The sequence below is a fragment of the Siphonobacter sp. SORGH_AS_1065 genome (assembly GCF_030818595.1).
Classification (GTDB): Bacteria; Bacteroidota; Bacteroidia; order Cytophagales; family Spirosomataceae; genus Siphonobacter.
In genome coordinates this window covers 168,717-193,210 of the sequence record NZ_JAUTAM010000004.1, presented here as the reverse complement: position 1 = coordinate 193,210, position 24,494 = coordinate 168,717, and the positions used below count along the sequence as shown (strand labels likewise).

Below are 24,494 nucleotides of genomic sequence, written 5' to 3'. Positions count from 1 at the left end.
TTCAGCGTTTGCGGGTATAGTTATTCACTTTTCAGGCTTCGAACGGGATTCATTAAGGCCGCCCGCAGTGCCTGACTGCTCACCGTCAGCAGAGCAATCAGCAGGGCCAGCAGCCCGGCAGCCAAGAATATCCACCCGCTAATCTGGATGCGATACGCAAAGCTGTTTAGCCACTCGTTCATCATCCACCACGCCAGCGGCGAGGCCATCAGGAAGGCCAGTCCCACGAGTTTGAGGAAATCGCGAGATAACAAGGTGATTAATTGAAATTCATTGGCTCCCAGTACTTTACGTACGCCGATTTCTTTCGTCCGTTGCTCTGCCGCATACGCAGCTAGTCCGAACAAACCGAGGCAGGCAACGAGGATGGTCAGGATGGAGAAAACCAGTACAACCTGGGCCGTCCGCTGTTCAGTCTGGTAAAGGTTGTTCAGGTGCTGGTCCAGAAAAGTGTATTCAAAAGCCGACTGCGGCAGGCTTTCCGAAAAAACGTTTTCGAGTTGTGACATGGTCTGCGTCAGTCGCTGGGTCCGAAGTTTCACCAGCAGGTAGCGATACGATTCGGTATTGGCGTTATGAAAAGCATAACCGCCGATGGGTTGATGGAAATTTTCAAAATGAAAGTCTTCCACTACGCCAACGATTTCCGAGTTATTATCACCAAAAAGCCCGTAAGCTTTCCGGCCAATGGCATTTTCGGGAGTATAGCCAAGAAAAGTTACGGCATTGCGGTTCAACACTACCTGAACCGTCGTGTCTTTGGCGTCTTTGGCCACGGAGGGAAGGGTTTTCCCAGCGATCAGTTTCAGTCCTAGCACCTGTACAAAATCCGGCGTGGCATGATTGGTCGTCATTTTGAATTCTTCCGAAGACTGTAGATTCTTTCGTAGGGAACGCCCACTGCCACCGTTGGCCGGAAACGTCTGGCTCCGGCATACCTCCACCACGTCGGGCAGAGAACGGACGCGGTTCATCAGTCCGTCAATCTGCGGTTTGGACTCCGCCGCCACCGTCGTAATCGCTACCACCTGTTCGGGCTGATAGCCCAGTTTCTGATGCTGCACAAACCGGAGCTGCTGGTAAAAAATGATGCTGCTGATGATGAGCACAATGGAAGCCGTAAACTGAATGACAACCAGAATGCGACGAAACAGGCCGGCTCCCGTGCTGGACCGGAAATTGGTTTGCAGCAGGTTTTTAGGGGAGTACGATGACAGGTACAAAGCGGGGTACGAACCAGCAATCAGGGTAACGAGGGTTCCCGTCAGCAGTAATCCGGCCAGAACCTCCGGCGACAGCAGGGCATAGGCCGTCAGGTGCCGAGAGGCAAGGCGATTGAATATCGGTAAAAAGGCTTCCAGCAGAGCCACACTAAGAAGAATGGACAGCAAGACCAGAATCGCCGTTTCTATATAAAATCGACGGGCCATCAGATTTCGGGAGGCTCCCAATGCTTTATTGATACCTACCTCCCGAAAACGTTGCTGGGAGCGGGCCGTACTCAGATTCATGTAATTGATACAGGCAATCACCAGTACCACCAATGCAAGGATAACCAGAATGCGTACCTGCTGCGGATCGCCGATTTTGCTAGTGTAGACATGGGCGACGTCTTCGGAGTGCAGATGAATGTCCGTTAACGGTTGCAGGTAAGCGGTATAATAACGGTTCTCGGCGGAAACATTTTGTTTAATCAGCTTATCCAGCTGCCGTTCTACCGAAGCGGGTTGGGTTTGAGGATTCAACACTACGTACGTTTCAAAACTGGCATTGCTCCAGGAAAGGTTTTTATACGCCCAGGTTTCCGTGGCGAAAGAACCAATCAGGTTGGCATCGAAGGAGGAATGATCCGGAAAATCGGCGTAAACCCCCGTAACCTCAAGGGTGGTCCGGTTATCGACTTTTAGGACTTTCCCAACCGGATTTTCGTCTCCGAAATAGCGTTCAGCCGTACCCTGACTGATCAGCACCTGATTTGGTTTGTCCAATGCCGTTTGGGGATTACCCTGAATAAGCGGAATATCGAATACCCGAAAAAGTGTGGAATCGGCCCAGTACAGGTTTTTTTCCACGAATTTTTTTTCGCCCGTTGTAATAAAAGCTGATTCGCCGAAGTTGTGTTTCAGAAACCGAACCTGCTGCTTCACCCCGGGAATTTTCTCCAGCATGGTGGGACCGATGATGTTCGGAGCCGTTGCCCATTTCTCCTGCTTTCCGTCAAAAGAGACCGCTAGATTCACCCGGTAAATCTGTTCTGCCTGCTTATGATACTGATCGAAGACCAACTCATCCTTGATGTATAAAAACAGGAGTAACGAAATCGTAAGGCCCAGAGAAAGGCCCAGCATATTCAGGCCGGTAAATAAGCGACTCTTCCAGAGGTTGCGGAGGGCAATTTTGAAATAGTTCTGAAACATAAGTGCGGATGCAAAGGAGTTAACAACAAGTCAAAGACGAAGGAAACCCTACGGCAGAGCCTCTGCCGTAGGGTTAGGAAATTATTCCGTTTTCAGACTTTTGACCGGATTGGTGAGCGAAGCCCGGATGGCCTGGCTACTCACGGTTAGCAGAGCGACCAGCAAGGCTAATCCGCCCGCCAGCAGAAATAACCAGACATTCAACGTAATGCGGTAGGCAAAGCCTTCCAGCCACCGATTCATTACGTACCAGGCCAGGGGAGAGGCAATGAGAAAGGCAATGCCAATCAAACGGATAAAATCGCTGGATAATAGCGTAATCAATTGAATTTCTGATGCTCCCAGCACTTTTCGAACGCCAATTTCTTTGGTGCGGCGTTCGGCTGAGTAAGCCGCCAGACCAAATAAACCCAGACAGGCAATTACGATGGCCGTAATGGCGAAGGCCATGAACACTTTCCCGATGCGTTGTTCACTTCGATAAATACTGTCGAAGGCTTCATCCATAAACTGAGACTGAAACGGCTGACCCGGCATCACTTTATTCCAAACCTGTTCAATCTGACCGACGGTTTCGGATAGGTTTTGCGTCTTGAGTCTGAAATTGGCCCATCCTGCTGGTTTTGAACTCAGTTGCAGGGATAAGGCCCCAACGTTTTCCCGCAAGGATTCGTAATTAAAGTTTTTAACGACGCCAATGACCGTTAATTCTCGGGTTTGGCCCGTTCGCATATCTTCAAGGACCGAAATCTTTTTACCAATTGGATCTTTATATCCGAAAAGTTTGACGGCTGTTTCGTTGAGAATAATGCCGGAAGAATCGGTAGCCATGTGAGGCGAAAAGTTACGCCCGGCAATAATTTTCAATCCCAGTGTTTTCGTATAATCTGGGTCAACGTACCACTCCTGCATTTGGACGGCCCGTTCCTGCACTACTTCTCCTTCTGGAAAAAACGAGTTATCGCCCCGCCAGGATGGAATGGGTAAATACCCCGTTACGGTACCATTCTGAACGCCGGGAATTCGCAGGATTTCGTTTTTCAGGGTTTGTACCTGAGGACCATACACGCCATTCAGCATCAAAACCTGATCCCGGTTGAAGCCTACTTTTTCCTTCTGAATGAATGTTAGCTGGTAATAAATGGCCAGGGTGCAGATGATGAGAAATACCGAAGAAAAAAACTGGAAAACGACCAGCGAACTTCGCAACCAGCCGCTCCGCATACCCGTTGTTAACGTTCCTTTCAGCACTTTGGCAGGCTCAAAGGCAGATAAGTAAAAAGCCGGATAGCTGCCCGCCAATATGCCCACTAGTAAGGCAAAAAGCAGTAATACGGGAAGGAGATACCAGTCTTTGAAAAAGCTGAGTGATAACTGTTTATCCGCAAGGGTATTGAAAGCGGGCAACGCTAACTCGGCCATAACCAGAGCAATGGCAAAGGCCATCAGGCTTAGCAAAACTGATTCGGTAAGAAATTGACCAATCAGATTTCCATTACCCGAACCCAGTACTTTCCGAACGCCAACTTCCTTCGCCCGGTGAGCCGAACGGGCCGTAGCCAGATTCATGAAATTGATACAGGCGATCAGGAGAATGAAAATAGCAATGGCTGAAAAAATATACACGTACTGAATGTTGCTCTGCGGGTTCATCTCATCTACCCGATCCGAATACAGATGAATAGCAGTAACGGGTATAAGTGAGTAACGAATGTAACTGCCGGCAGCTTCCAGCTCAGCCATGCTTTTACCCAGCGTTTGTTGAATAAACGGCCCCGCCCGACGCGTGAAAAGTTCCTGCATCTGTCGTTCTACTTTTTTCGGGGAAACGCCGGGTTTGAGCAACAGGTAGGTACACATATTATGACTCAACCAGTAGTCTTCCTTGCTTCTGGCGTTATCCAGCATTGTAAAAAACAAATCAGTCTTTAGGTGAGAAGTAGTGGGAAGGTCTTCGATAACTCCGGTCACTTTATAATCGTCGGAACCATTGACGCGTAAGGTCTTTCCCAGTGCTTCAACGGTATCAAAATATTTTAGAGCCATTTTACGGGTAATAACCACCGTGTGCGGCTGATTGAGAGCCGTCTTCGGATTACCGGAAAGCATCGGGATACCCAGTACTTCGAAAATTCCTGAATCGGCATAAACTTCTTTTTCCTGAATCTTTTCTGTGCCTTTCCAGATCATGCCGGGAGCCTGATTGAGAATGCGGGCAGCCGCTTCGATTTCAGGGTAATTCTGAACCAAAGCCGCAGCCATCGGTGCCGAACTATTGGACGTATGCGTATCTGAGCCCCCAAATCGAATGTCTGAGTTAATGCGATAAACCCGGTCGGCATGATTCAGGAAACGATCATAACTCAACTCATCCAGAATGTAGAAGCTGATGAGCAGACAGGTCGCAATACCAAAGGCCAGACCGAAAAGGTTAATGGCCGAATAGGTCTTGTTTCGCCAGAGGTTACGGAGGGCGATTTTGAAATAATTAGATAGCATATCGATTGCTGATTGATCGTTTTTGGTTGTTAGGAAACGAGACTTTCCGAAGAGGCTGATGGCCATTTTACAAGCAACCGCCCTTTACAGACAATCATCAACTAAGAACTAACACTCACCCTTTACTCACTCTTTAAACTCCTGACCGGATTAGTCAAAGCGGCCCGAATGGACTGGTAACTTACCGTCCCCAGAGCAATCAGCAAGGTTAACAACCCCGCTTCCGCAAATACCCACCATTGTACGGAAACGTGATAGGCAAATTGCTCCAGCCAGCGATCCATCGTTACCCAGACCAGTGGAATCGAGATAAGCAGAGCTATCGCCACCAGTTTGATATAGTCTCTGGTGAGGAGCGTTGAAATTTGAAGGACACTGGCTCCCAATACTTTACGAATACCGATTTCCTTGGTTCGCTGTTCGGCACTGAAGGCGGCCAGCCCCAGCAGACCCAGGCAGGCAATGAAAATGGACAAGCCCGAAGCCAGCGTAAAGAGTGAACTGTATTGCTGCTCGGTCTGGTACTGTCGGTTGTAATGCTCGTCGGCGAAGTAAAAACTAAAGAGGTTGCCCGGAAAGTAACGTTCGTAAGCAGCTTTTAACTGCTGAATATGTTCATGAACGTGATCCGTTGAAATTTCGGCGGTCAGATACGTGGTGTTCTGTTGGGGCCAGTAAACAATGGGCTGAATAGCCTCTTTCAGACCCAGGTGGTGATAGTTTTTTACAACGCCAACCACTTCAACAGCCTGTCCGTTGAATAAAACCGTTTTGCCGAGAATGGCTGAGGGAGAATAGCCTAACTTATCCGCCGTTGCTTCGTTGACCATAAAGGCATGAACGTCGCCCCAGGATTTTTCGGTTTCGCTTTTTGTGAAACTACGGCCACTGGCCAGAGAGATTCCGTAAGTCTTGAAGAACTGATCATCACAGATTAAGACGGCAAAGCTCGTTTTCTGGTCGGGTGAAGACTGATCCGTTCGCAGGACGTTTTCCGTGGAAAAATTAAAACCACTTCCCGGTACATTGCCAGAGGAACTAAAGGCCGTTACAAAGGGAAGCTGACTCAGGGCATTTCTGAAGCCAGCCGTACGGGTCAGGAACGTGCTGTCGCGACCCACTTCTGGTCCCTGCATGACCAGCCGTTGCTGCAGGGTAACTCCCAGATTCTTCCGTTGCATGTAATGCAATTGCTGGTAGACAATAAAAGTCGCCGCAATCAGGGTGATGGAGATACTAAACTGAAAAAGAACCAGTGACTGGCGTAACCAGCTTTTGCCGGACTTGAGCCAGCCGCCTTTTAAGCTAAGCAGGGGGTTAATACCACTCAGGGCAAAAGCCGTATAAAAACCAGAGACACCGATGCCGGCCAGAAAGAAAATGAAAGCGTAGAGCCAGTAATGAGAGTCGAATAAAACGGACAGGGAAAGGTTCTTCTGGATCAGTGCGTTGAAAGGAGACTGAAGTACATCGACTACTACAAAAGCGATTAGTAAAGCGATGATATTCAGTATGATAGATTCGCCCAGAAATTGACCAATGATTTGAAAGCGATGGGCTCCGATTACTTTTCTTACCCCCACTTCTTTGGATCTTTTGGAAACCAGAGCCGTACTTAGGTTGACGTAATTGAACCAGGCAATGAGTAAGATGAGCGAGGCAATGCCGCTCATCAGGTACACAAAGCCCAAATTTCCGAAGGTGGTGAACGAATCGGTTAGCGAAGCTCCCAGGTGTTGAAATTGAACGGCTTGTAACCGGATTTGATCCGTGCTTCCGGTAGGCAACGTCTTGAGTAACTGATTGAATTTCTGTTCTGCCCTTAATGCTTCGGCCTGAGGGGTGAGTAACACATAGGTGGTTACAAACTGAGCTCCAACGCCAGCGGGGTCTACCCAGCTATTGTCTTTAATGACCGAAGGATTCGCCAGCGTAGCCATTGAAAAGATAATATCTGCCTGGATATCAGAATTTTCCGGCATATTCTCATAAACCAAAGCTACGGTGTATTCCGTTTTTCCAAACTGATTATCAACCGTAATCGGTTGACCTACCGCCGCTGCATTACCAAATAATTTTTCGGCTTCGCGTAGGGAAAGGCCGACGGTTCTGGGCTTGTTCAGCTCAGAAACAGACCCCGATTGAACCGGAAACTGAAAGAGATGAAACAGTGAAGCGTCGGCATAAATGGTCTTATCTTCCCGAATGGTTTTTTCCGCAACCCTGACCATGCCATTTCCCAGGCCTTCGGCAATCCGGCAGTAGGATTCTAGTTCCGGGAAATTAGCCCGGAGTATTACCCCGGGAGCTGAAGAAGACTGCGTTGAGCCCGACTGCGGTTGCATTAGGACCCGGTACAGACGAGCCAGCTTAGGGTGGAAGGTATTAAAACTCCGCTCAAAACTAACGTACTCCAGAATGAGAAGGGAGGCCGTTAACCCCAATGCCAGACCGGTTAGATTCACTGTGGAAAACAGTCTGTTCTTCCACAGACTTCGCCAGGCAATTTTCAGATAGTTCTGTAACATGACTGCTAGGGTCTTAGGCTTTGATGGTTATTAGTTGTTCGTTGACGGTTGTTGAGGAGAATACGTTTAATCAGCGTCGATTTTGAAGTATTTTCTGAAAATACCCTTCAAAACAAGGACCAACCATCAACTACCCGTTACTCACTTTTCAGACTTTTCACAGGATTGGCGGTTGCTGCCCGGAATGCCTGTGAACTCACCGTAAATACAGCAACGATAAGAGCCAGCAAGCCCGCTCCAACAAACACCCACCAACTGAGCGAAACGTGGTAGTAGAATTTTTCGAGATAACCATTCAAGGCCCACCACGCAATTGGTGAGGCTAGTACAAAGGCAATACCGACTAGCTTCACAAAATCTTTAGATAAAAGCGTAATGACGCTGATTATACTGGCTCCCAGTACTTTTCGTATGCCTATTTCTTTCGTACGTTGTTCAGCTGTAAAGGCCGCCAGCCCTAAGAGTCCTAAACAGGAAATGAAAATGCCCAGCCCGGCGAAGATGCGGGCTAGTGCACCTGCGACTTGTTCCGTACGGTAGAGTTTTCCGTATTCCACATCGGCGAAATTGTACGTGAAAGGGAATCGGGGATTTACCTCTTTGCATACGGATTCCAAACTGGCAAGGGCCTGTTGGGTCTGGCCCGGCTGCGTACGCACCATCATCTGGCCGTAGTAGGTGGGAGACCAACCGACGTTCAATCGCAGAATTAGCGGTCTGATTTGTTCATGAAGGGAATGAAAATGGAAATCATCGACCAGTCCAACAATGGTGCCGGGACGATCCCAAAAAGTGATGGGTTTACCCACCGGATCTTTGTATCCCATCAGTTGGGCAGCGGCCCGATTTACTAATACGGCCCCCGAATCGGTGGCGTATTTGGGAGAAAATTCCCGTCCGGCTAGTAGTTTAATGCCCAGTGTTTTCAGTCCGTCGTATCCAATAGCCGATGCCTCAAAAAGTGGACGACTTTCAGGGTCTTTACCGGGCCAGGATACGCCCGTGGTATTGCTCCCAAATTCGCCTAGTGCCTGATTAATGGAACTCACGGCCAGGATGCCCGGCTTGCGTAACAACTGCTGCTGAGCCACGGGAAATTTGGTTGATAACTCGCCTTCCAGGGGGACGTAAATCAGGTTTTCGCGATTGTATCCCAGGTTTTTGTTCTGGATGAAATGCACCTGCCGATAAATAATAATCGTTCCGATGATCAATAAAATGGAAAGGGTAAACTGAAAGACGACCAATCCCTGACGGAACAGTTTGCTGCCTCTGGAAAATTTCAGTCGGCCTTTCAATACGCGGGCAGGATTAAATCCAGACAGATAAAACGCCGGGTAACTTCCTGCAATGACACCAGTTAGTAGCGTAACGCCGAGCAGAAGCACATACGTAGACGCACGGGTATACTGTAAATCCAGTTGTTTTTCGGTAAGTTCGTTGAAACTGGGTAACACCAGTTCAATCACCCCAATGGCCAGTAATACGGCTAGAAAAGAAATCAATAAGGATTCTGAAAGAAACTGCCCAATGAGTGATTCACGAACGGCTCCCATCACTTTCCGAACGCCCACTTCGCGACTCCGACGCTCCGAACGGGCCGTACTTAAATTCATGAAGTTGATACAGGCAATCAGTAATATAAAAATGGCAACAATACTAAACAGCCGGACGTATTCGATACGACCGCCATTCTGAAATCCACCCCGCCAGTCATTATACAGATATGACTCGCTTAGTTTCTGCATGAAAAGATCGTTGGGGTATTCTTCTTTCCGGTAACTATTCAGAAATTTTTTAAGGCGTTTTTCCACGTTAGCCAGATTCGCATCCGGGCGAACTTCAAAAATGAGCCGTGGGCCGTTGTTGCCCCAGTTTTCAATCCATGAATTCCGTTTACGGAAGTCCTCCCATGTTAACAGGAAATCATATTTCTCAGAAGCCTGGGGAGGAAGATTTTCGAATACGGCGGTAACTTTATACGGAGTGGTACTACCAGCTACCTCCACCGTTTTTCCGAGGGCTTTTTCGGGGCTGCCAAAGTAATTATCCGCCAGTTTTCGGGAAATAGCTACGCTTTCTGGTGTTTTTAGTGCGGTAGCTTTGGTGCCTGCCAGTAACGGTATGGAAAGCATTTTAAACCAGTCTTCACCCGCCCAGCGAACCTTCTGTTTATTGAATTTCTCACCAACGGTAAAATTCAACTGATCTTCCCAGGTAAAACCAGAAGCGTGTACAATCTCTGGAAATTTCTTTTTCAACTCATAACTGAGCATCCCGGGTGTATGAGATCCGGCATTGGTTTCTCCGTTAAAAGTCTGTCGCTGCATGACCCGATACAACACCGGGCTTTTTTCGTGGAAACTATCCATTGCCAGCTCATCCTGCACCCAGAGCCCAATCAGCAAACTACAGGAGACGCCCAAGGCTAGCCCAACAATATTAATGAGCGAAAACACACCATTCCGTATCAAATTACGAAAAGCAATTTTAAGATAGTTGGTGAACATGGGTAGTCTTGAGTTTTGAGTTGAGAGTTTTGGGTTTAAAAGTTTGGAGGCTAGGGATGGATGCCGCTTCGGCTCATCCCGAAGACTATACCTCTGAACCAATCAACTCCAAACGCTCAACCCCAAACACTAAACTTTAGATGTGAAATTTCGTATTTACGTTTTCCGTAACGACGTGGCCATCGAAGAGGTTAATGATCCGGTGGCTGTAGTTGGCGTCGTAAGGGGAGTGGGTTACCATGATGATCGTCGTCCCTTCTTCGTTGAGCTGCTGTAAAAGTTTCATGACCTCTTCCCCGTTAGTCGAATCAAGGTTACCCGTCGGCTCATCGGCGAGGATTAGCTTCGGCTTGGCAACAACCGCCCGGGCAATGGCTACCCGTTGCTGCTGACCACCCGAAAGTTGTTGCGGGAAGTGGTCTTTCCGGTGCATGATGTTCATGCGGGTTAATACCGTTTCCACGAGTTCCTTGCGTTCGGAAGCTGACTTGCCGAGGTAAAGCAGGGGTAACTCTACGTTCTCATACACCGTCAGTTCGTCAATCAGGTTAAAGCTCTGGAATACGAATCCGATGTTTCCCTTGCGAAGTTTAGCCCGCTGACGTTCCGAATATTTCGAGATTTCTTCACCCCAGAAGTTATACTCGCCCGTGGAAGGGTTATCGAGCATTCCTAATACGTTCAGTAAAGTTGATTTGCCGCAACCCGAAGGTCCCATGATGGCAACAAATTCGCCGTCAGCAATTTCTACATTGACGTGATCCAGAGCCGTTGTTTCAATTTCTTCAGTACGGTAAACTTTGCGGAGGTTTTTGATTTGAATCATGGTTTGGAGCTTCAGGTTGTTTTAACCACAGAGTTACTCAGGGTTTCGGCACAGAGTTCTCAGGGTACTTTTTATCAGATTAAGCTTTTAAATACGAGTACTTGATTTTCTGTCCACAAACGCACGAGGGTTAAAAAGGATTAAAGCGTGGTGAAACCTAGTGCCTTTGAGCCTTTGTGGCAAAAGATTTGGTGTTCGCAGTCCTTTACTCATGGGTTACTCTGTGCAAAACTCAGCGTAACTCTGTGGTTAATATTTACTGGGGTTGCTTATTTTCCTTCAGGTTGAGCACTTCGTTATCACCGAAGGTTTCATAACTGGATGTAATTACTTTTTCACCGGGTTTCAGGCCATCCAATACTTCGTAATACGTTGGGTTTTTACGGCCTAACTGAATCTGACGTTTCACCGCCCGTTCGCCATTGGCTTCAACTACGAATACCCAGTTACCGCCCGTTTGCTGATAGAAACCACCCGTAGGCAGCAGAACTGCCTGCTCAGGTTTACCCAGTTCCAGACGAATGCGGAGGGTCTGACCGCGACGAATATCCGTTGGAGCCGTTTGAGCAAACAACATATCCACTTCAAAACGACCGTTGGTTACTGTCGGGAAAACCTTATCGACGATCAGTTTATACTCTTTACCGTCTAGATCTGCGTAACCTTCCAGCCCTTTCACAATGCGAGGCAGGTATAATTCGTCAATGGGTACGCGAACCTTAAATTTATCCAGAATATCGACCTGTCCAATCTTGGTTCCTTTACTGATTAACTGACCAATCTGTAAGTCAGTAGCGGTTGAGAGTTGTCCTGAAATGGGAGCACGTACCAACAGGTTATCCAGCATTTGACCGACATTCTGAATGCTTTCCCAAATCCGTTTTTCAGATTGCGTTAGCTGAGCATTTTGTTGAATACGAATAAGCGAATCCTGCATGTACGAACGCTGGGTAACGTTCCGGCGGCGTTTCTGATAGGATACTTCTTCCCGTACATCCTGTTGTTCTTTTTCAGACAAATACTTGGATGCCCGATCGTTACGATTCAATTGCTGCTCCTTAATTTTTACCTGATAATCAATTTCAGCCAGCGTATTTTGTAAGGCTAAGGTGTTTTGTTGCAGTTGCAGACGCGAAGTCCGGGCGTTATTTAACTGATCGTACAGAGCCGTTTCACGCGTTAATACATTCAGTTTTAATTCCGTATTGGAAAGTTGAAGAATGACGTCACCCGCTTTTACCATATCACCCGACTGCTTGAAAATCTTCTCAATGGACCCTCCCTCTACCGCATCTAACTGTACACTTTGAATCGGAATAACCGTTCCGTTTACGGGGATGAACTCGTTAAAAGCCCCCTGCGAAACCGTTGAAATGGTCTGTTTTTCGGACTCTACCCGAAGCTGACTGCGTTTGTCCCGAAAGACCACCGCCCATAGTGTGAGTGAGACCAGGAGCAAGCCACCAATGATGAAAAACACACGCTTCGAGTTCCAGAATTTTTTTTCAATTTTCTTATCCACGGGGAAAATATGGTTTTAAGTTGTTAGTTAATGGTTGTCGGTTGATGGAAGGTAGTTCGTGGTAGACTTAAACTAGCCGCTAGTGACGAACAACCATCAACTAATTCATGAGTAATTCCTTCAGCTTCAACTTCGCCCGCATGAACTGGGAGCGGGAAGTAGAGGGAGAGATATTTAATAATTCGGCAATTTCTTCATGGCTGTAATCCTCCAGCAAATGCAGGGTTAATACGGTACGGAAGCCATCGGGTAACTTCATCAGGGCCGTTCTAACTTCCGAAACTTCCCAATCGTCGGGTTCTGTGGCCTGTACAAAGGCTGCTTCTATGCCTTCTTCCACCTCTACCAACTGTACCCGCCGCTGGCGAAGCCGATTGAGAGCTTCGTTCACAACGATTTGTTTTAGATACGCTCCGACGGTACTTTCCTGACGAAAATCATTAATTCGCTGAAAGAACTTGACGAAAGCGTCCTGTAACACATCTTCGGCTTCGGCGGTGTGATTCAGGATTCGGTAACAAACGTTATACATTGATTTGGAATACAGCCGATACAGTTCGTACTGGGCAGAGCGGTCACCGCGGCGACAAGCTTCTACCAGAGCAGTACGATCAGTTTTACAAAGCGTTTCCATAATCTCAGTTGTTAAAAGGCCGTCGAACGGCGTTAATGAGGCCGTCCGACGGTAATCGAAACTAAACCCTGATGCCTTAACTTTCCAAAGCTGTGCCAAAGTTTGAAAAAGGCCCTCAGGAGCTCAAAAAGGGCATTTTTTAATAAAATAGTGTTCGCTGGCGTACAGCTACTGTACGGAATCGAACACTTTTTAGTAGCTTTCTGGTGTTATCTGTGAATGGTACAGTTTTGATCAGTACCAGGTAACTCTGAAATCATTTTTCAGAACCTGAAATTTTAGAAAATACAACCCAATGCCATTAACCTCTGCCCGTATTCTGGTCGTTGATGATAACGAAGACCTGCTAAAAGCGGCTCGGTTGTTGTTAAAGCAACATTTTACCCGCGTTGATACTGAGAAAAATCCCGAAAATCTACCGACTTTATTACGTCAGGAAGGATATGACGTGATTATGCTGGACATGAATTTCACCCAGGACGTGACTTCGGGGACGGAAGGATTTTTCTGGCTGGATAAAATTCTGAAAATCGACCCGGCAGCCATTGTCTTACTAATTACCGCTTACGGCGACGTGGAAATGGCCGTACGGGCCGTGAAATCCGGGGCGACTGATTTTATCCTGAAGCCCTGGAGTAATGAGAAATTACTGGCAACGCTGTTCTCGGCCCTGTCTCTTCGGAAATCCAAACTGGAAATTGAAAAGCTCAAGTCTCAAAATGCCATTATTTCAAGAGACCAGCACGCTCGTTTCGGCGAAATGGTGGGCGTCAGTCCGGCCATGCACGAGGTTTTCGGCACCATTCAGAAAGTAGCCGCTACTGATGCCAATGTCTTGATTTTGGGTGAAAATGGAACGGGTAAAGAATTGATTGCCAGATCATTGCATCAGAATTCGAACCGAGCTCGTCAGGCATTTATTAGCGTTGATTTAGGAGCAATTAGCGAGAATCTTTTTGAAAGTGAGTTATTTGGTCACGTCAAAGGAGCCTTTACCGACGCCCGCGAAGACCGGGCCGGACGCTTTGAAGCCGCCGATGGAGGAACCATTTTTCTGGATGAAATCGGGAATCTTTCTCTGCCAATGCAGGCCAAGTTACTGACCGTTCTGCAAAGCCGTCAGGTCACACGGGTAGGGTCCAATCGGCCCAAATCCATTGATATTCGATTGATTTGTGCGACCAATATGCCTTTGGCCGAAATGATCACCAAAGGTGAGTTTCGGCAGGATTTATTATACCGCATTAACACCATTGAAATACGGATTCCGGCTCTGCGGGAGCGGCCCGAAGACATTGAGTTACTGGCTCATCATTACCTGCGGGTCTACACGCAGAAGTACCGCAAACGCATTCGGGACGTAAGTCCACCGGCTATTCAACGGATGACAAAATACGGTTGGCCGGGAAATGTGCGGGAGTTACAGCACGCCATCGAACGGGCCGTGATTATGTGCGAAAAAGATATGCTGCAACCCGAAGATTTATTCATCTCAACGGCTCAGAAAACGCCCGAAAAGCAAGCTTCGGCAGAAACCTTATCGCTCGATCAGTTTAATCTGGATGAACTGGAAAAAGCCATCATTCGAAAAGTATTGAACAAGCATAGTGGTAATATTTCTAAGGCCGCGACGGAGTTAGGATTAACCCGTGCTTCTTTATACCGAAGACTTGAAAAATACGGGCTGTAAAACTGTTAATTTCCTTCTTACCCTTTACTTATGTTAACTCTTTTTCCAACCCAGTACTCTACCTTATCTTCTAAACATCTAGGAACGTATATCGGAGAAAAATACGGGTTTTTGAAGGTCTCATGCCGCTTTTTGCTACGGGGTGTGAGCGATACGTACGTTATTGAACATGCGGAAGGAAACGCAATTTTAAAAATCTACCGGGAGGCCCATCGAAGCCTAGATGAAATAAAAGGAGAGGTAGAATTATTAGCTATTTTAAAATCAGGAGGTGGAAAAGTGGCGGAAGCCCTGATCGACTTGGAAGGTAATACCGTTCAATCCTTTCAGGCAGCGGAAGGAATCCGTAATGGCATCGTATTCAGGTATGCCTTGGGAAAGAACGTCTATGACTTCACAGATGAACAACTGGAGGTGCTCGGCCGCGAAATGGCTTTTAATCATAAGATTACCAGCCAGACTCAATTGCATTACCCTCGTCAGGAATATACTATTGAAACCACGATTGACAAGCCTCTAGAAGTAATTAGACCCTTTTTACTGGATTTTCAGGAAGAGTATCAATATCTGGAAGAGACGGCGAAACGGGTAAAACAAAAGATCAATAGTTATGATCTTCAGTCGTTTAGTTATGGCTATTGTCACTACGACTATTTACCTAAAAATTTTCATTTCGACGAGCATAATACAATCACCGTTTTTGATTACGATTTCGCGGGAAAAGGGCTTTTGATGAATGACATCATGACTTTTATGATGCATTATTTCTTTCATACTACGCTCAATCGCATTAGTTATGAAGAAGGAGATCGGCACTTTACTCTTTTTATTGAATCCTATCGAAAAGTAAAAGCTATCTCAGATCAGGAGTTGGAGTTAATGCCGTATTTAGGCTTTGGATTCTGGTTATTTTACCTAGGTTTTCAGTGCGAAAATTTTGACGACTGGTCGAATACTTTCTTTAGTTCCAGGTATTTACAGGATCGAGTTTCTATCATTAAAAAATACATGGGTCGGTATTGTCCCCTTTAAATAAGCGACGCTTTAGCAAATGGCATGAGGAATTTTTCGGCTCAGATTTACATACGTATTCTCATTTTAGTGCTGGTCAGTTTATTACTGGCCTACCTCTGGTTTAACTCCCGCCTGATTGTTACCAAAGGCGTTTTAATCCTTGTCCTGTGCTATCTGAGCTTTGATCTGGTTTCCTACGTAAAAAAGGCCAATCGCCGGGTTATGGATTTATTCGAAGCCATTCGTTATGCTGACTTTACCCGTTCCTATACTACCCGTTACCTGGGCGGCTCGCCGGAGTATGATTTTCTGGTGAAGGAGGTGATCGATTCCTACCGGAAAAACCGGACGGAAAAAGAAGAACTCGTTCGTTACCTCGAAACCATCGTGCAGCACCTGAGTGTCGGACTGATTGTTTTTGGAAAAGACGGGCACGTTGAGACGGTGAATACCGCGACCAAACGGTTAGTAAACCAGGTGGTTATTCGAAACATTCAGGATTTGAAAGCAGACATTCCGGCGTTGGTAGAAGCCTTGGAAACGGCTTCTTCCGGCGATACGGGTTTGTTAAGAATTGACTTAACCGGCGAGGAACGCACCGTGGCCTATGCGGTAACGGAGTTCATCCGTAAAGACCAGAAGCTGAAACTGGTTTCGCTGAAAGACATACAGTCGGAGTTACAAAATCAGGAATTTGATTCCTGGCGAAACCTGACGCGGGTATTGACGCATGAAATTGTGAATTCCATCACGCCGATTCATTCGCTCTCTGGTTCATTGAAGGGATTGCTCGAAGCGGAGTGGGAAAATGACCAGCGATTAACTGAAGAAACGTACGGCGATTTGATGGATTCGCTAGCCGTTATGGAGCGACGAAGCCAGAGCTTAATGCAGTTAATCGACGCGTATCGACGCTTTTCAAGACTACCGAAACCTGACTTTAAGATGGTCTCCATCAGTACGGTTCTCCAGAATCTCGTCAGCTTATATCGGGGTGAAGTAGCCGAAAAAGGAATTGAGCTAAGCGTCAGGGTGGAACCAGAAACGCTCGAAGTAACCGCTGATCCTCAGTTAATTGAATTTGTATTGATCAATCTCGTCAAAAATGCCATTCAGGCAATGGAAGGTGTGCCCGATGCCCGTCTGGAGTTAATTGGAGAACTGGACAAAAGTCAGCGGGTTTCCATTCATGTGGTTGATAATGGAAAAGGTATTATTCCCGAAGCCATGGATAAGATTTTCGTTCCGTTTTTCTCAACAAAGCAGGGTGGTTCAGGTATTGGCCTAAGCCTTTCCCGACAGATTATGCTTCAGCATCGGGGCATCCTAAGAGTAGAATCTGAACCGGGGGTAAAGACGGTGTTTACGTTACGGTTTTAATACATATCAGAATTTTACTTGGCCTGGGGAATGTAACTGGCGTGAACGTTGCGTCCTCTGATTACATCTGGGGTGGGGCTATTCGTGTTTAACCCCGCTGGGGTTGTTGTTAAAATTGTTAAATAGGTTTACGAAAAATAACCCCGGAGGGGTTCAATATGAGTAGCCTCGGATGAAATCCGGGGAGATAAGGTTGGTAATGATAATTTATTTCATGCCTAAAGCATGCATCATTACTTTATCTTCAGACTCTTTCCTCCAAAGTAAAGCGAAGAAACGCATTCCGATTCACAATCGCAGAAGATTGCAAAAGCCCTGATGGTATTAAAGTCTTCGATTATAAATTTTAGACAGCTTTTAATACATCCCAGAATTTTCAAGAAGTTATGGGAAAAGTTTCTAGGAAATTAAAGATTACTCATAAAACCGGGGCAAGGCCCATTGGTATCTTACTACGAGTAACCGAAAAACAAAAATGAATCCAATGGCTACTGCTTTCGCCCAGGGAGCTGCCACGGGAAGTTCCAGCATCAGGTAATACAATCCGCCACCGATGATACTGGCCGTCGCGTAGATTTCCTTGTGGAAAACGATGGGAATATCATTCAAAAGAATATCCCGAATGACACCACCAAAACAGCCCGTAATCACGCCCAAAGCAATACAGATGCCTGGAGGTAATCCATAACGGCTTGCTTGTTCAATACCTACAATGGTAAAGAAGCCCAAACCCAGGGAGTCAAAAAGCAAAAGAGGTTTCTGTAAACGTTCCGTTCCGCGACGAAGAAACATGGATACCACAGCGGCACCGAGAATTAAGAGGGGAGTGGTAGTCGTTCGCATCCAGGACACGGGCGTATTCCCTAATAACACATCCCGAACGGTTCCGCCGCCTACGGCAGTGACGAAGGCAATGATTAACACTCCAAAAGGATCCAAACGGCGTTGCATGGCCGCAAAGGCCCCGGAAACGGCGAAGGAAATGGTTCCGCCCCAATCCAAAAGCCAGCTATATTCCAGCATACATATTCAATAGATTGGGGCAAAAGTAGGGATTTCAGAAGCTCATGTTCACTCCAACTCCTTCATCAGCCGGTCTCAACGTTTTCCAGAGGTGTTCATGCTTTCGAAAATGTTGTCGATGAACGAGATACATTAGGCCATCAAAAGCAAATAAAAAAGCCCCCTGTAGCATAACGGATTTGCCAAAACCCTGATTTCTAGCATTTTCCTGGTTCTTTCCTTTTTCATTGAGGTAGGCTCCCCCCGCTACGTAAGCTACATCGAGAGCGGTATTGACCAGAAATATTTTTTCGAATTTTTCCTGTTGCTGCAAGACTTCGTAAGGCGTGCGAGGTCGAGGTGAGCTGGTTAAGGTACCAATACCCGCTAGTAAAAGATTGACGGCTCCCCAGCCCATATTCATTTGGTGGAAAGCTTTCGCCTCGCCAGAGCTTTGGGCTAGTTTCGACCCACTGTAGGCCAGATTACCCACGGCCCAGCCACCTAAGACGTACAAACCCTTTCTAGTGAGGGCGATACGGTTTTGATCGAACTCGTTGGAGGTTTGAGCTAAGCCCTGACGAGGAGTGCCGAGGCACAGAACCAGAAGTGACAGTAATTTTTTCAAGATAGTAACAAATTGGTTGTAAGGTAGATAAGTCAGAAAAGGGCATGCCAGGTAAGTTCAGTAGGGTTGATTTGGAATAAGCTACTACCTTTGTAGAATATTGAATGATTTGGTCGGCGTTTCCCATGCCATTACTTGAGCAATCCGATTACCGTCCCCCGTTTTGGCTGCCTGACGGGCATGCCCAAAGTATCTTCCCCGCTTTGTTCCGAAAAGTGACGGGTGTTGTGTACGAACGCGAACGCATTTCTACCCCCGATGACGATTTCCTGGATTTAGACTGGCGAATGAATACCGATCTGAGCAAGAGCGGTTTGCGTCCTTTGGTTATTCTGAGTCATGGCCTGGAAGGGAATTCTTCGAGTCAGTATATATTGGGAATGGTGAAACACCTTAATGCTCATGGCTACGATACCCTGGCCTGGAATTTCAGAAGTTGCTCGGGAGAAATGAACCGCCTGCCGCGTTTTTATCACAGTGGAGCAACCGACGATCTGGATTTTGTGGTAAAACACGCCCTGACGAAGGGTTATAAAGAGGTATATTTGATGGGTTTTAGCCTCGGCGGTAACCTGACGCTCAAATATTTAGGAGAATTGGCTGAAAATGCTTACCCCGAACTCCGAAAAGCGTTAGTCTTCTCCGTACCTTTGCATCTATCAAGCGGAAGCACGCACCTCGAACGCTGGCAGGCCTGGGTGTATTCGGATCGTTTTAATCGTTCGCTGAAGAATAAAATTCGGCAGAAAGCGGCCCTATTACCCGATTTAATTGATGCCAGCCACATTGATCAGGTGCGTACCATCCGGGATTTTGATAATTACTACACTTCACAACTACACGGGTATCCGGATGCGGAAACGTACTACGAAGCAAATTCTTCGTTGTACTTCATCGATAAAATCCGCCTTCCTACCAGAATTGTCAATGCACAGAACGATCCGTTCCTGTCCAGCGACTGTTACCCGTACGACCGCTGCAAACCACTGAAATACGTCTGGTTACAAACGCCACCGCAAGGCGGGCATTGTGGTTTTTATCAGGCCGGATACAAGGGGGTGTTGTGGTCGGAGGAATTGGCGTTAAGGTACCTCCTCGAACCATCATAAACGTATTTGAACGAAACCTACTCGTAATTTGCTTCCAATGAAGTAAGTGCGACCATTGTTAATAATCCGTAATAAGTAGCGGTCAATCTGAATATGTTGACAAAAACCCTGGAACAAACCTACTTCGTGATCGATTTCGATTCGACGTTTACGAAGGTTGAAGGACTCGATGAATTGGCAGCCATTAGCCTGGCCAGCCAGAAAAACCGCGATGAAGTCGTGGGTAAAATTAAGGAGTTAACGGATCGTGGAATGGCTGGCGAATTGTCGTTCGAGCAAGCCTTGCAGCAGCGAATTGAATTGCTGAGTGCCAGTCGCGAACACGTGGAACTGCTGGTAGAATTTCTACGCGGTAAAGTATCCGATTCGTTCCTCCGTAACAAGGAATTTATCAGCGAATATCGCGATCAGATTTACATTGTCTCCAGCGGTTTTCGGGAGTTTATCGAACCCATCGTAACGGAAATGGGCGTTCGCGAAGATCACGTGTTTGCCAATACCTTCCGCTTCGACGAAGCCGGAACGATTGTAGGGTATGACGGCACAAACGTGTTATCAAAAAATGGGGGTAAGGTAAGTCTGCTCAGACAATTAAGTCTACCCGGCGATGTCTACGTGATTGGCGATGGATATACCGATTATGAACTTCGCGAATCTGGTTTAGCCAATAAATTCTTTGCCTTTACCGAAAATATTGAACGTCAGAAAGTAGTCGAGAAAGCCGACCATATTGTAAACTCGCTCGACGAATTCTTATATATCAATCAGTTAAGCCGGAGTCAGTCGTATCCTAAAAGTAAACTGAAAGTATTATTGCTGGAAAACGTGCACGCCCGTGCCGTGGAAATGTTCAGCCGTGAAGGGTTTCAGGTAGAGTTATTGAAAGGAGCTCTGGACGAAGACGAACTGATCGAAAAAATTAAAGATATCAGCATTCTTGGAATCCGTTCGAAAACAATGGTTACCAAACGAGTGCTCGAAAATGCTCCCCGTCTGATGGTAATCGGTGCGTTCTGCATCGGTACGAACCAGATTGACCTCACTACCGCTGAAGAGCGGGGTGTGGCTGTCTTTAATGCTCCTTACTCGAACACCCGTTCTGTCGTAGAAATGGCCGTGGGCGAGATGATTCTGCTCATGCGGGGTATTTATGACAAGTCCGTGAAAATGCACGAAGGCATTTGGGACAAGTCAGCGAAAAACTCGAACGAAGTACGCGGGAAGAAAATTGGGATGATTGGCTACGGTAACATCGGTATCCAGCTTTCCGTGGTGGCTGAAGCTCTGGGGATGGAAGTATTATTCTTCGATCTGGTTGAAAAATTACCGCTTTCGAACGCTCGTCAGTGCCACACGCTGGAGGAATTACTCAACCAGTCAGACGTGGTAACGTTGCACGTGGATGGCCGTAAAACCAACTCGATGCTCATTGGAGAGAAGGAGTTCAACCAAATGAAAGATGGCGTGGTTTTCCTGAACCTGTCGCGTGGGCACGTGGTCGATGTAAAGGCCATGGCAAATGCCGTCAAATCGGGTAAAATTCGTGGAGCCGGAGTAGATGTATTCCCTCAGGAACCCAAAACCAACGACGAAATTTTCGAAAGCGAACTGAGAGGATTACCCAACGTAATTCTGACTCCACACATCGGAGGAAGTACCGAGGAAGCTCAGGCCAGTATCGGCGAATTCGTGCCCAATAAATTGCTGGGGTATGTAAATACGGGTAGTACGTATGGCGTGGTAAACTTCCCCGAAGTAACCCTGCCGCCTTTACACGATGCCCATCGGTTGTTGCACATTCACCAGAACGTACCCGGTGTGATGTCCAAAGTGAATGGAATTTTCGCGAAATACGGGGTTAACATTGTAGGGCAGTATCTGAAAACGTCCGAAAAAATTGGTTACGTAATTACCGACGTGGCTAAAAATTACTCCAAGGAAATTGTGCAGGAATTGAAGGAAATTGAAGAAACCATCAAATTCCGGATGTTATATTAATGAATGAAAGCCAGTAAGCTTTAGGTTGTACCAGAGCTTACTGGCTTTCTTATCTTGCTGTTTATAGCCATGTCTCAATTGTACTTTACCCCTGGTCCGGCGGAATTATATCCTACGGTTGCTCAACATATTCAAACGGCTCTTGCTGAACAGGTGGGTTCAATTTCGCACCGTTCGGCTGCTTTTCGCAAAATTTATCAGCATACGGATGAACAATTGCGGGCATTACTGAATATCCCTTCTTCGCACGCGATTTTATTTACTGGCTCGGCAACGGAAATCTGGGAACGAGTCATTCAGAACTGCGTAGAATTTGAAAGTTTTCACTGTGTCAATGGGTCTTTCTCGCAAAAATTCTATGATACAGCCAATGATCTGAAGAAGTTCACCCATTTGTTTGAAAAGCCACTGGGACAGGGTTTTGATTATGATGATTTCGTGAAAGTAACTGACGGCACGACGGAGGATACTAGCGGAAAAGTGAAAATTCCTGATTACGTCGAACTGGTTGGTTTAACTGCCAATGAAACCTCAACGGGCGTTCAGATGCGTGGCGTAGATATCAACAAGTTAAAGCGGAGTTACCGTTCTAAACTATTCTGTGTTGATATGGTGTCGTCAGCTCCCTATCACTCGCTTGATTTTGAGGAGGTTGACTCTGCCTTTTTCTCCGTGCAAAAGTCATTTGGGTTACCCGCCGGTTTAGGGGTATGGATTGTGAACGAAAAATGCCTGGCGAAGGCAGAATCGCTCAAAGCCAAGGACAACGTAATTGGCTCGTATCACAGCTTACCCAGTCTCTGGAAAAATTACAAAAACTTTGAAACGCCGGAAACACCTAACGTCTGGAATATTTACCTGTTAGGAAAAGTGGCCGAAGACATGAATCGCGTCGGTATCGAAACCATTCGAAGAGAAACGGATGCGAAAGCCAAGAAGATTTATGATTTTCTGGAAAAAACGGAAGGGTATGAGCCCTACGTTAAAAACCCGGATCATCGCAGCCCAACTGTGGCCGTAGCGAACACCATCGAATCTTCGAAAGAACTGATTGAACGTATCAAGAAAGAAGGAATGGTTGTGGGAAGTGGATACGGAAAAGCGAAAGATAGCCAAATTCGAATTGCTAATTTTCCGGCTGTTTCGATGGAACAGGTAGAACGACTTTTACAGGCGATGAAGCCCGTATAAGTAGTTGATCGTTTTGGGTTGTTAGTTGATAGTCAACGTTTGACAACCGAACCCTGTATGGCTAAATAACTATAATAATTTAACTTGTAGTTTTGAAAGATGATGAAGAAGGCTGGCTTTGCACCAGCCTTCTTCATGCCTGAAGTTTTACACTTATCAACGTATATCCTAAATCTATTTAATCCATGAATTGGGGAATTCTTGCACCCGGACACATCGCCCGCAAATTTGCCGAGGACTTACAGTACGTTGCTGGATCAAAAATGGTTGCCGTAGGCTCGCGTAGCCTGGATCGGGCCATTGGCTTTGCTGAAGAATTCGGCGTAGCCAAAGCCTATGGTTCGTATCAGGAACTGGTCAATGACCCCGATGTGCAGGTGGTGTATGTGGCCTCGCCACACTCTGAACACTATGAGCATACGCTGTTGTGTCTGAATGCTGGAAAACACGTGCTTTGTGAGAAAGCCTTTGCTTTGAACACCGAGCAGGTGCGGGAAATGACGGCACTGGCCAAAGAGAAGGAGCTTTTTCTGATGGAGGCGATCTGGTCCCGGTTTCACCCAGCCATTCTGCAAACGCTGGAAATCGTTCAGTCGGGACAAATAGGAGAGATTGTCCACGTGCAGGCAGATTTTGGCTTTAAAGCGGAATATGACGTTACCAAACGCTTATTTAACCGCGACCTGGCGGGTGGTTCGTTGTATGACATCGGTTTGTATCCACTTTTCATTAGCAAGTTATTACTGGGCGTTCCCGCCGAGATCAAAGCCTTAGGCACAATCACCGAAACAGGGGTAGATATGAACTGCTCGATGGCCCTGCGTTACGACTCAGGAGCTACCGCCAGCCTGTTCTCTACGTTTGCCGCAAAGACGGACACGACCTGTACGATCTACGGGACTAAAGGTCAGTTATTCATTCAAAGCCGTTTTCACGAAACGACCGGGCTGACGTTATACCCTGAAGATGCCATGCCACAAAGTATCTCAACGGAACGTATAGGCTGGGGTTATGCGTATGAAGCCGAGCACGTGCAAAATTGCATCAGCGAAGGATTAACCGAAAGTCCCTTATTACCGCATTCGTTTAGTATTGAATTAATGGAGAGTCTGGTTGACATTCGGAGACAAATTGGAGTTGTGTATCCTGGTGACGAAAAATAGTTAAAAAATTTTTCGCTGGTAAGTGATTGGTAATCAATCCTGGTGAAAAAAAATATCGTAAAAAATGAATTTTCTTTGCTCTGGGACTTGCCAAAGGCGTTTTTAAACCCCTATATTTGCAACCCAGTTCGACGGATAAGTCGTCAGAACAAAGAGAATGGTCCGGTAGTTCAGTTGGTTAGAATACCTGCCTGTCACGCAGGGGGTCGCGGGTTCGAGCCCCGTCCGGACCGCAAGTTTAGTGACAAAAAGATTACAGTACAGTGCCTCAAAGGTCCGGTAGTTCAGTTGGTTAGAATACCTGCCTGTCACGCAGGGGGTCGCGGGTTCGAGCCCCGTCCGGACCGCAAAAGCCTGGTAACGCAAGTTATCAGGCTTTTTGC

General features: G+C 46.8%; 16 protein-coding genes and 2 tRNA genes. 9 read left to right on the top strand and 9 right to left on the bottom strand.

Going from position 1 to position 24,494, the window contains the following annotated elements; genetic code table 11:
• Positions 1-20: 20 nt before the first annotated feature.
• From QE390_RS01620 to QE390_RS01590, 7 genes are all read right to left on the bottom strand, one after another.
• Complete coding sequence (locus QE390_RS01620; protein ID WP_307140832.1) at positions 21-2,417, bottom strand: ABC transporter permease; 2,397 nt, start codon at positions 2,415-2,417, stop codon at positions 21-23.
• An 81-nt stretch (positions 2,418-2,498) separates the two neighbouring features.
• A complete protein-coding gene (locus QE390_RS01615; protein ID WP_307140831.1) occupies positions 2,499-4,916 on the bottom strand; it encodes an ABC transporter permease in 2,418 nt (805 codons plus the stop codon).
• 122 nt (positions 4,917-5,038) lie between these two features.
• Positions 5,039-7,444 carry an ABC transporter permease gene (locus QE390_RS01610; RefSeq protein WP_307140830.1) on the bottom strand — a complete coding sequence of 802 codons (2,406 nt, stop codon included), beginning with the start codon at positions 7,442-7,444 and terminating at the stop codon, positions 5,039-5,041.
• A gap of 137 nt (positions 7,445-7,581) precedes the next feature.
• Positions 7,582-9,954 (bottom strand): ABC transporter permease, encoded by a 2,373-nt coding sequence (locus tag QE390_RS01605; protein WP_307140829.1) that lies wholly within the window; start codon positions 9,952-9,954, stop codon positions 7,582-7,584.
• A 136-nt stretch (positions 9,955-10,090) separates the two neighbouring features.
• On the bottom strand, positions 10,091-10,780 hold the full coding sequence (locus QE390_RS01600) for an ABC transporter ATP-binding protein (protein ID WP_094813994.1): 690 nt from the start codon (positions 10,778-10,780) through the stop codon (positions 10,091-10,093).
• Between the two features lie 256 nt (positions 10,781-11,036).
• Complete coding sequence (locus QE390_RS01595; protein ID WP_307140828.1) at positions 11,037-12,302, bottom strand: efflux RND transporter periplasmic adaptor subunit; 1,266 nt, start codon at positions 12,300-12,302, stop codon at positions 11,037-11,039.
• 100 nt (positions 12,303-12,402) lie between these two features.
• Positions 12,403-12,936 carry an RNA polymerase sigma factor gene (locus QE390_RS01590; protein ID WP_106637603.1) on the bottom strand — a complete coding sequence of 178 codons (534 nt, stop codon included), beginning with the start codon at positions 12,934-12,936 and terminating at the stop codon, positions 12,403-12,405.
• A 295-nt stretch (positions 12,937-13,231) separates the two neighbouring features.
• On the opposite strand from QE390_RS01590, the gene QE390_RS01585 reads away from it, so the two are divergent.
• From QE390_RS01585 to QE390_RS01575, 3 genes are read left to right on the top strand one after another with little or no spacing between them, the layout of a single operon-like run.
• On the top strand, positions 13,232-14,626 hold the full coding sequence (locus QE390_RS01585; RefSeq protein WP_106637560.1) for a sigma-54 dependent transcriptional regulator: 1,395 nt from the start codon (positions 13,232-13,234) through the stop codon (positions 14,624-14,626).
• 30 nt (positions 14,627-14,656) lie between these two features.
• Positions 14,657-15,658, top strand: coding sequence for a phosphotransferase enzyme family protein (locus QE390_RS01580; RefSeq protein ID WP_307140827.1), 1,002 nt, complete (start codon positions 14,657-14,659; stop codon positions 15,656-15,658).
• Positions 15,659-15,682: 24 nt separating this feature from the next.
• Positions 15,683-17,020, top strand: a complete 1,338-nt coding sequence (locus QE390_RS01575) for a PAS domain-containing sensor histidine kinase (protein WP_106637562.1) — start codon at positions 15,683-15,685, stop codon at positions 17,018-17,020.
• Positions 17,021-17,434: 414 nt separating this feature from the next.
• Here the strand turns inward: QE390_RS01575 and QE390_RS01570 are convergent, their stop codons facing one another.
• Together QE390_RS01570 and QE390_RS01565 are read right to left on the bottom strand one after the other, a co-directional pair.
• On the bottom strand, positions 17,435-18,043 hold the full coding sequence (locus tag QE390_RS01570) for a trimeric intracellular cation channel family protein (protein ID WP_307140826.1): 609 nt from the start codon (positions 18,041-18,043) through the stop codon (positions 17,435-17,437).
• A 34-nt stretch (positions 18,044-18,077) separates the two neighbouring features.
• Positions 18,078-18,650, bottom strand: coding sequence for a hypothetical protein (locus tag QE390_RS01565; RefSeq protein WP_307140825.1), 573 nt, complete (start codon positions 18,648-18,650; stop codon positions 18,078-18,080).
• Positions 18,651-18,775: 125 nt separating this feature from the next.
• On the opposite strand from QE390_RS01565, the gene QE390_RS01560 reads away from it, so the two are divergent.
• The 6 genes from QE390_RS01560 to QE390_RS01535 all read left to right on the top strand — a co-directional run bounded on the left by QE390_RS01560 (position 18,776) and on the right by QE390_RS01535 (position 24,458).
• Positions 18,776-19,759 carry a YheT family hydrolase gene (locus QE390_RS01560; RefSeq protein WP_307140824.1) on the top strand — a complete coding sequence of 328 codons (984 nt, stop codon included), beginning with the start codon at positions 18,776-18,778 and terminating at the stop codon, positions 19,757-19,759.
• A 93-nt stretch (positions 19,760-19,852) separates the two neighbouring features.
• Entirely contained in the window at positions 19,853-21,757 is a 1,905-nt protein-coding gene (gene serA, locus QE390_RS01555; protein ID WP_307140823.1) for a phosphoglycerate dehydrogenase, read from the top strand.
• A gap of 69 nt (positions 21,758-21,826) precedes the next feature.
• Positions 21,827-22,948 (top strand): aminotransferase class V-fold PLP-dependent enzyme, encoded by a 1,122-nt coding sequence (locus QE390_RS01550; RefSeq protein WP_307140822.1) that lies wholly within the window; start codon positions 21,827-21,829, stop codon positions 22,946-22,948.
• A gap of 185 nt (positions 22,949-23,133) precedes the next feature.
• The gene (locus QE390_RS01545) at positions 23,134-24,111 is read left to right on the top strand and encodes a Gfo/Idh/MocA family protein (protein WP_106637566.1); all 978 of its coding nucleotides are present in this window, start codon (positions 23,134-23,136) and stop codon (positions 24,109-24,111) included.
• Between the two features lie 159 nt (positions 24,112-24,270).
• Positions 24,271-24,344: transfer RNA gene (locus QE390_RS01540), tRNA-Asp, on the top strand.
• A 40-nt stretch (positions 24,345-24,384) separates the two neighbouring features.
• Positions 24,385-24,458: transfer RNA gene (locus tag QE390_RS01535), tRNA-Asp, on the top strand.
• Positions 24,459-24,494 lie beyond the last annotated feature (36 nt).

Excerpts from the sequence above, each read along its gene's own strand:
- QE390_RS01550 (WP_307140822.1), top strand. The coding sequence starts at position 21,827 with ATGTCTCAATTGTACTTTACCCCTGGTCCGGCGGAATTATATCCTACG.
- QE390_RS01615 (WP_307140831.1), bottom strand. The coding sequence starts at position 4,916 with ATGCTATCTAATTATTTCAAAATCGCCCTCCGTAACCTCTGGCGAAAC.
- QE390_RS01560 (WP_307140824.1), top strand. The coding sequence starts at position 18,776 with ATGCCATTACTTGAGCAATCCGATTACCGTCCCCCGTTTTGGCTGCCT.
- QE390_RS01620 (WP_307140832.1), bottom strand. The coding sequence starts at position 2,417 with ATGTTTCAGAACTATTTCAAAATTGCCCTCCGCAACCTCTGGAAGAGT.
- serA (WP_307140823.1), top strand. The coding sequence starts at position 19,853 with ATGTTGACAAAAACCCTGGAACAAACCTACTTCGTGATCGATTTCGAT.
- QE390_RS01585 (WP_106637560.1), top strand. The coding sequence starts at position 13,232 with ATGCCATTAACCTCTGCCCGTATTCTGGTCGTTGATGATAACGAAGAC.
- QE390_RS01605 (WP_307140829.1), bottom strand. The coding sequence starts at position 9,954 with ATGTTCACCAACTATCTTAAAATTGCTTTTCGTAATTTGATACGGAAT.
- QE390_RS01580 (WP_307140827.1), top strand. The coding sequence starts at position 14,657 with ATGTTAACTCTTTTTCCAACCCAGTACTCTACCTTATCTTCTAAACAT.
- QE390_RS01545 (WP_106637566.1), top strand. The coding sequence starts at position 23,134 with ATGAATTGGGGAATTCTTGCACCCGGACACATCGCCCGCAAATTTGCC.
- QE390_RS01590 (WP_106637603.1), bottom strand. The coding sequence starts at position 12,936 with ATGGAAACGCTTTGTAAAACTGATCGTACTGCTCTGGTAGAAGCTTGT.
- QE390_RS01600 (WP_094813994.1), bottom strand. The coding sequence starts at position 10,780 with ATGATTCAAATCAAAAACCTCCGCAAAGTTTACCGTACTGAAGAAATT.
- QE390_RS01610 (WP_307140830.1), bottom strand. The coding sequence starts at position 7,444 with ATGTTACAGAACTATCTGAAAATTGCCTGGCGAAGTCTGTGGAAGAAC.
- QE390_RS01575 (WP_106637562.1), top strand. The coding sequence starts at position 15,683 with ATGAGGAATTTTTCGGCTCAGATTTACATACGTATTCTCATTTTAGTG.
- QE390_RS01570 (WP_307140826.1), bottom strand. The coding sequence starts at position 18,043 with ATGCTGGAATATAGCTGGCTTTTGGATTGGGGCGGAACCATTTCCTTC.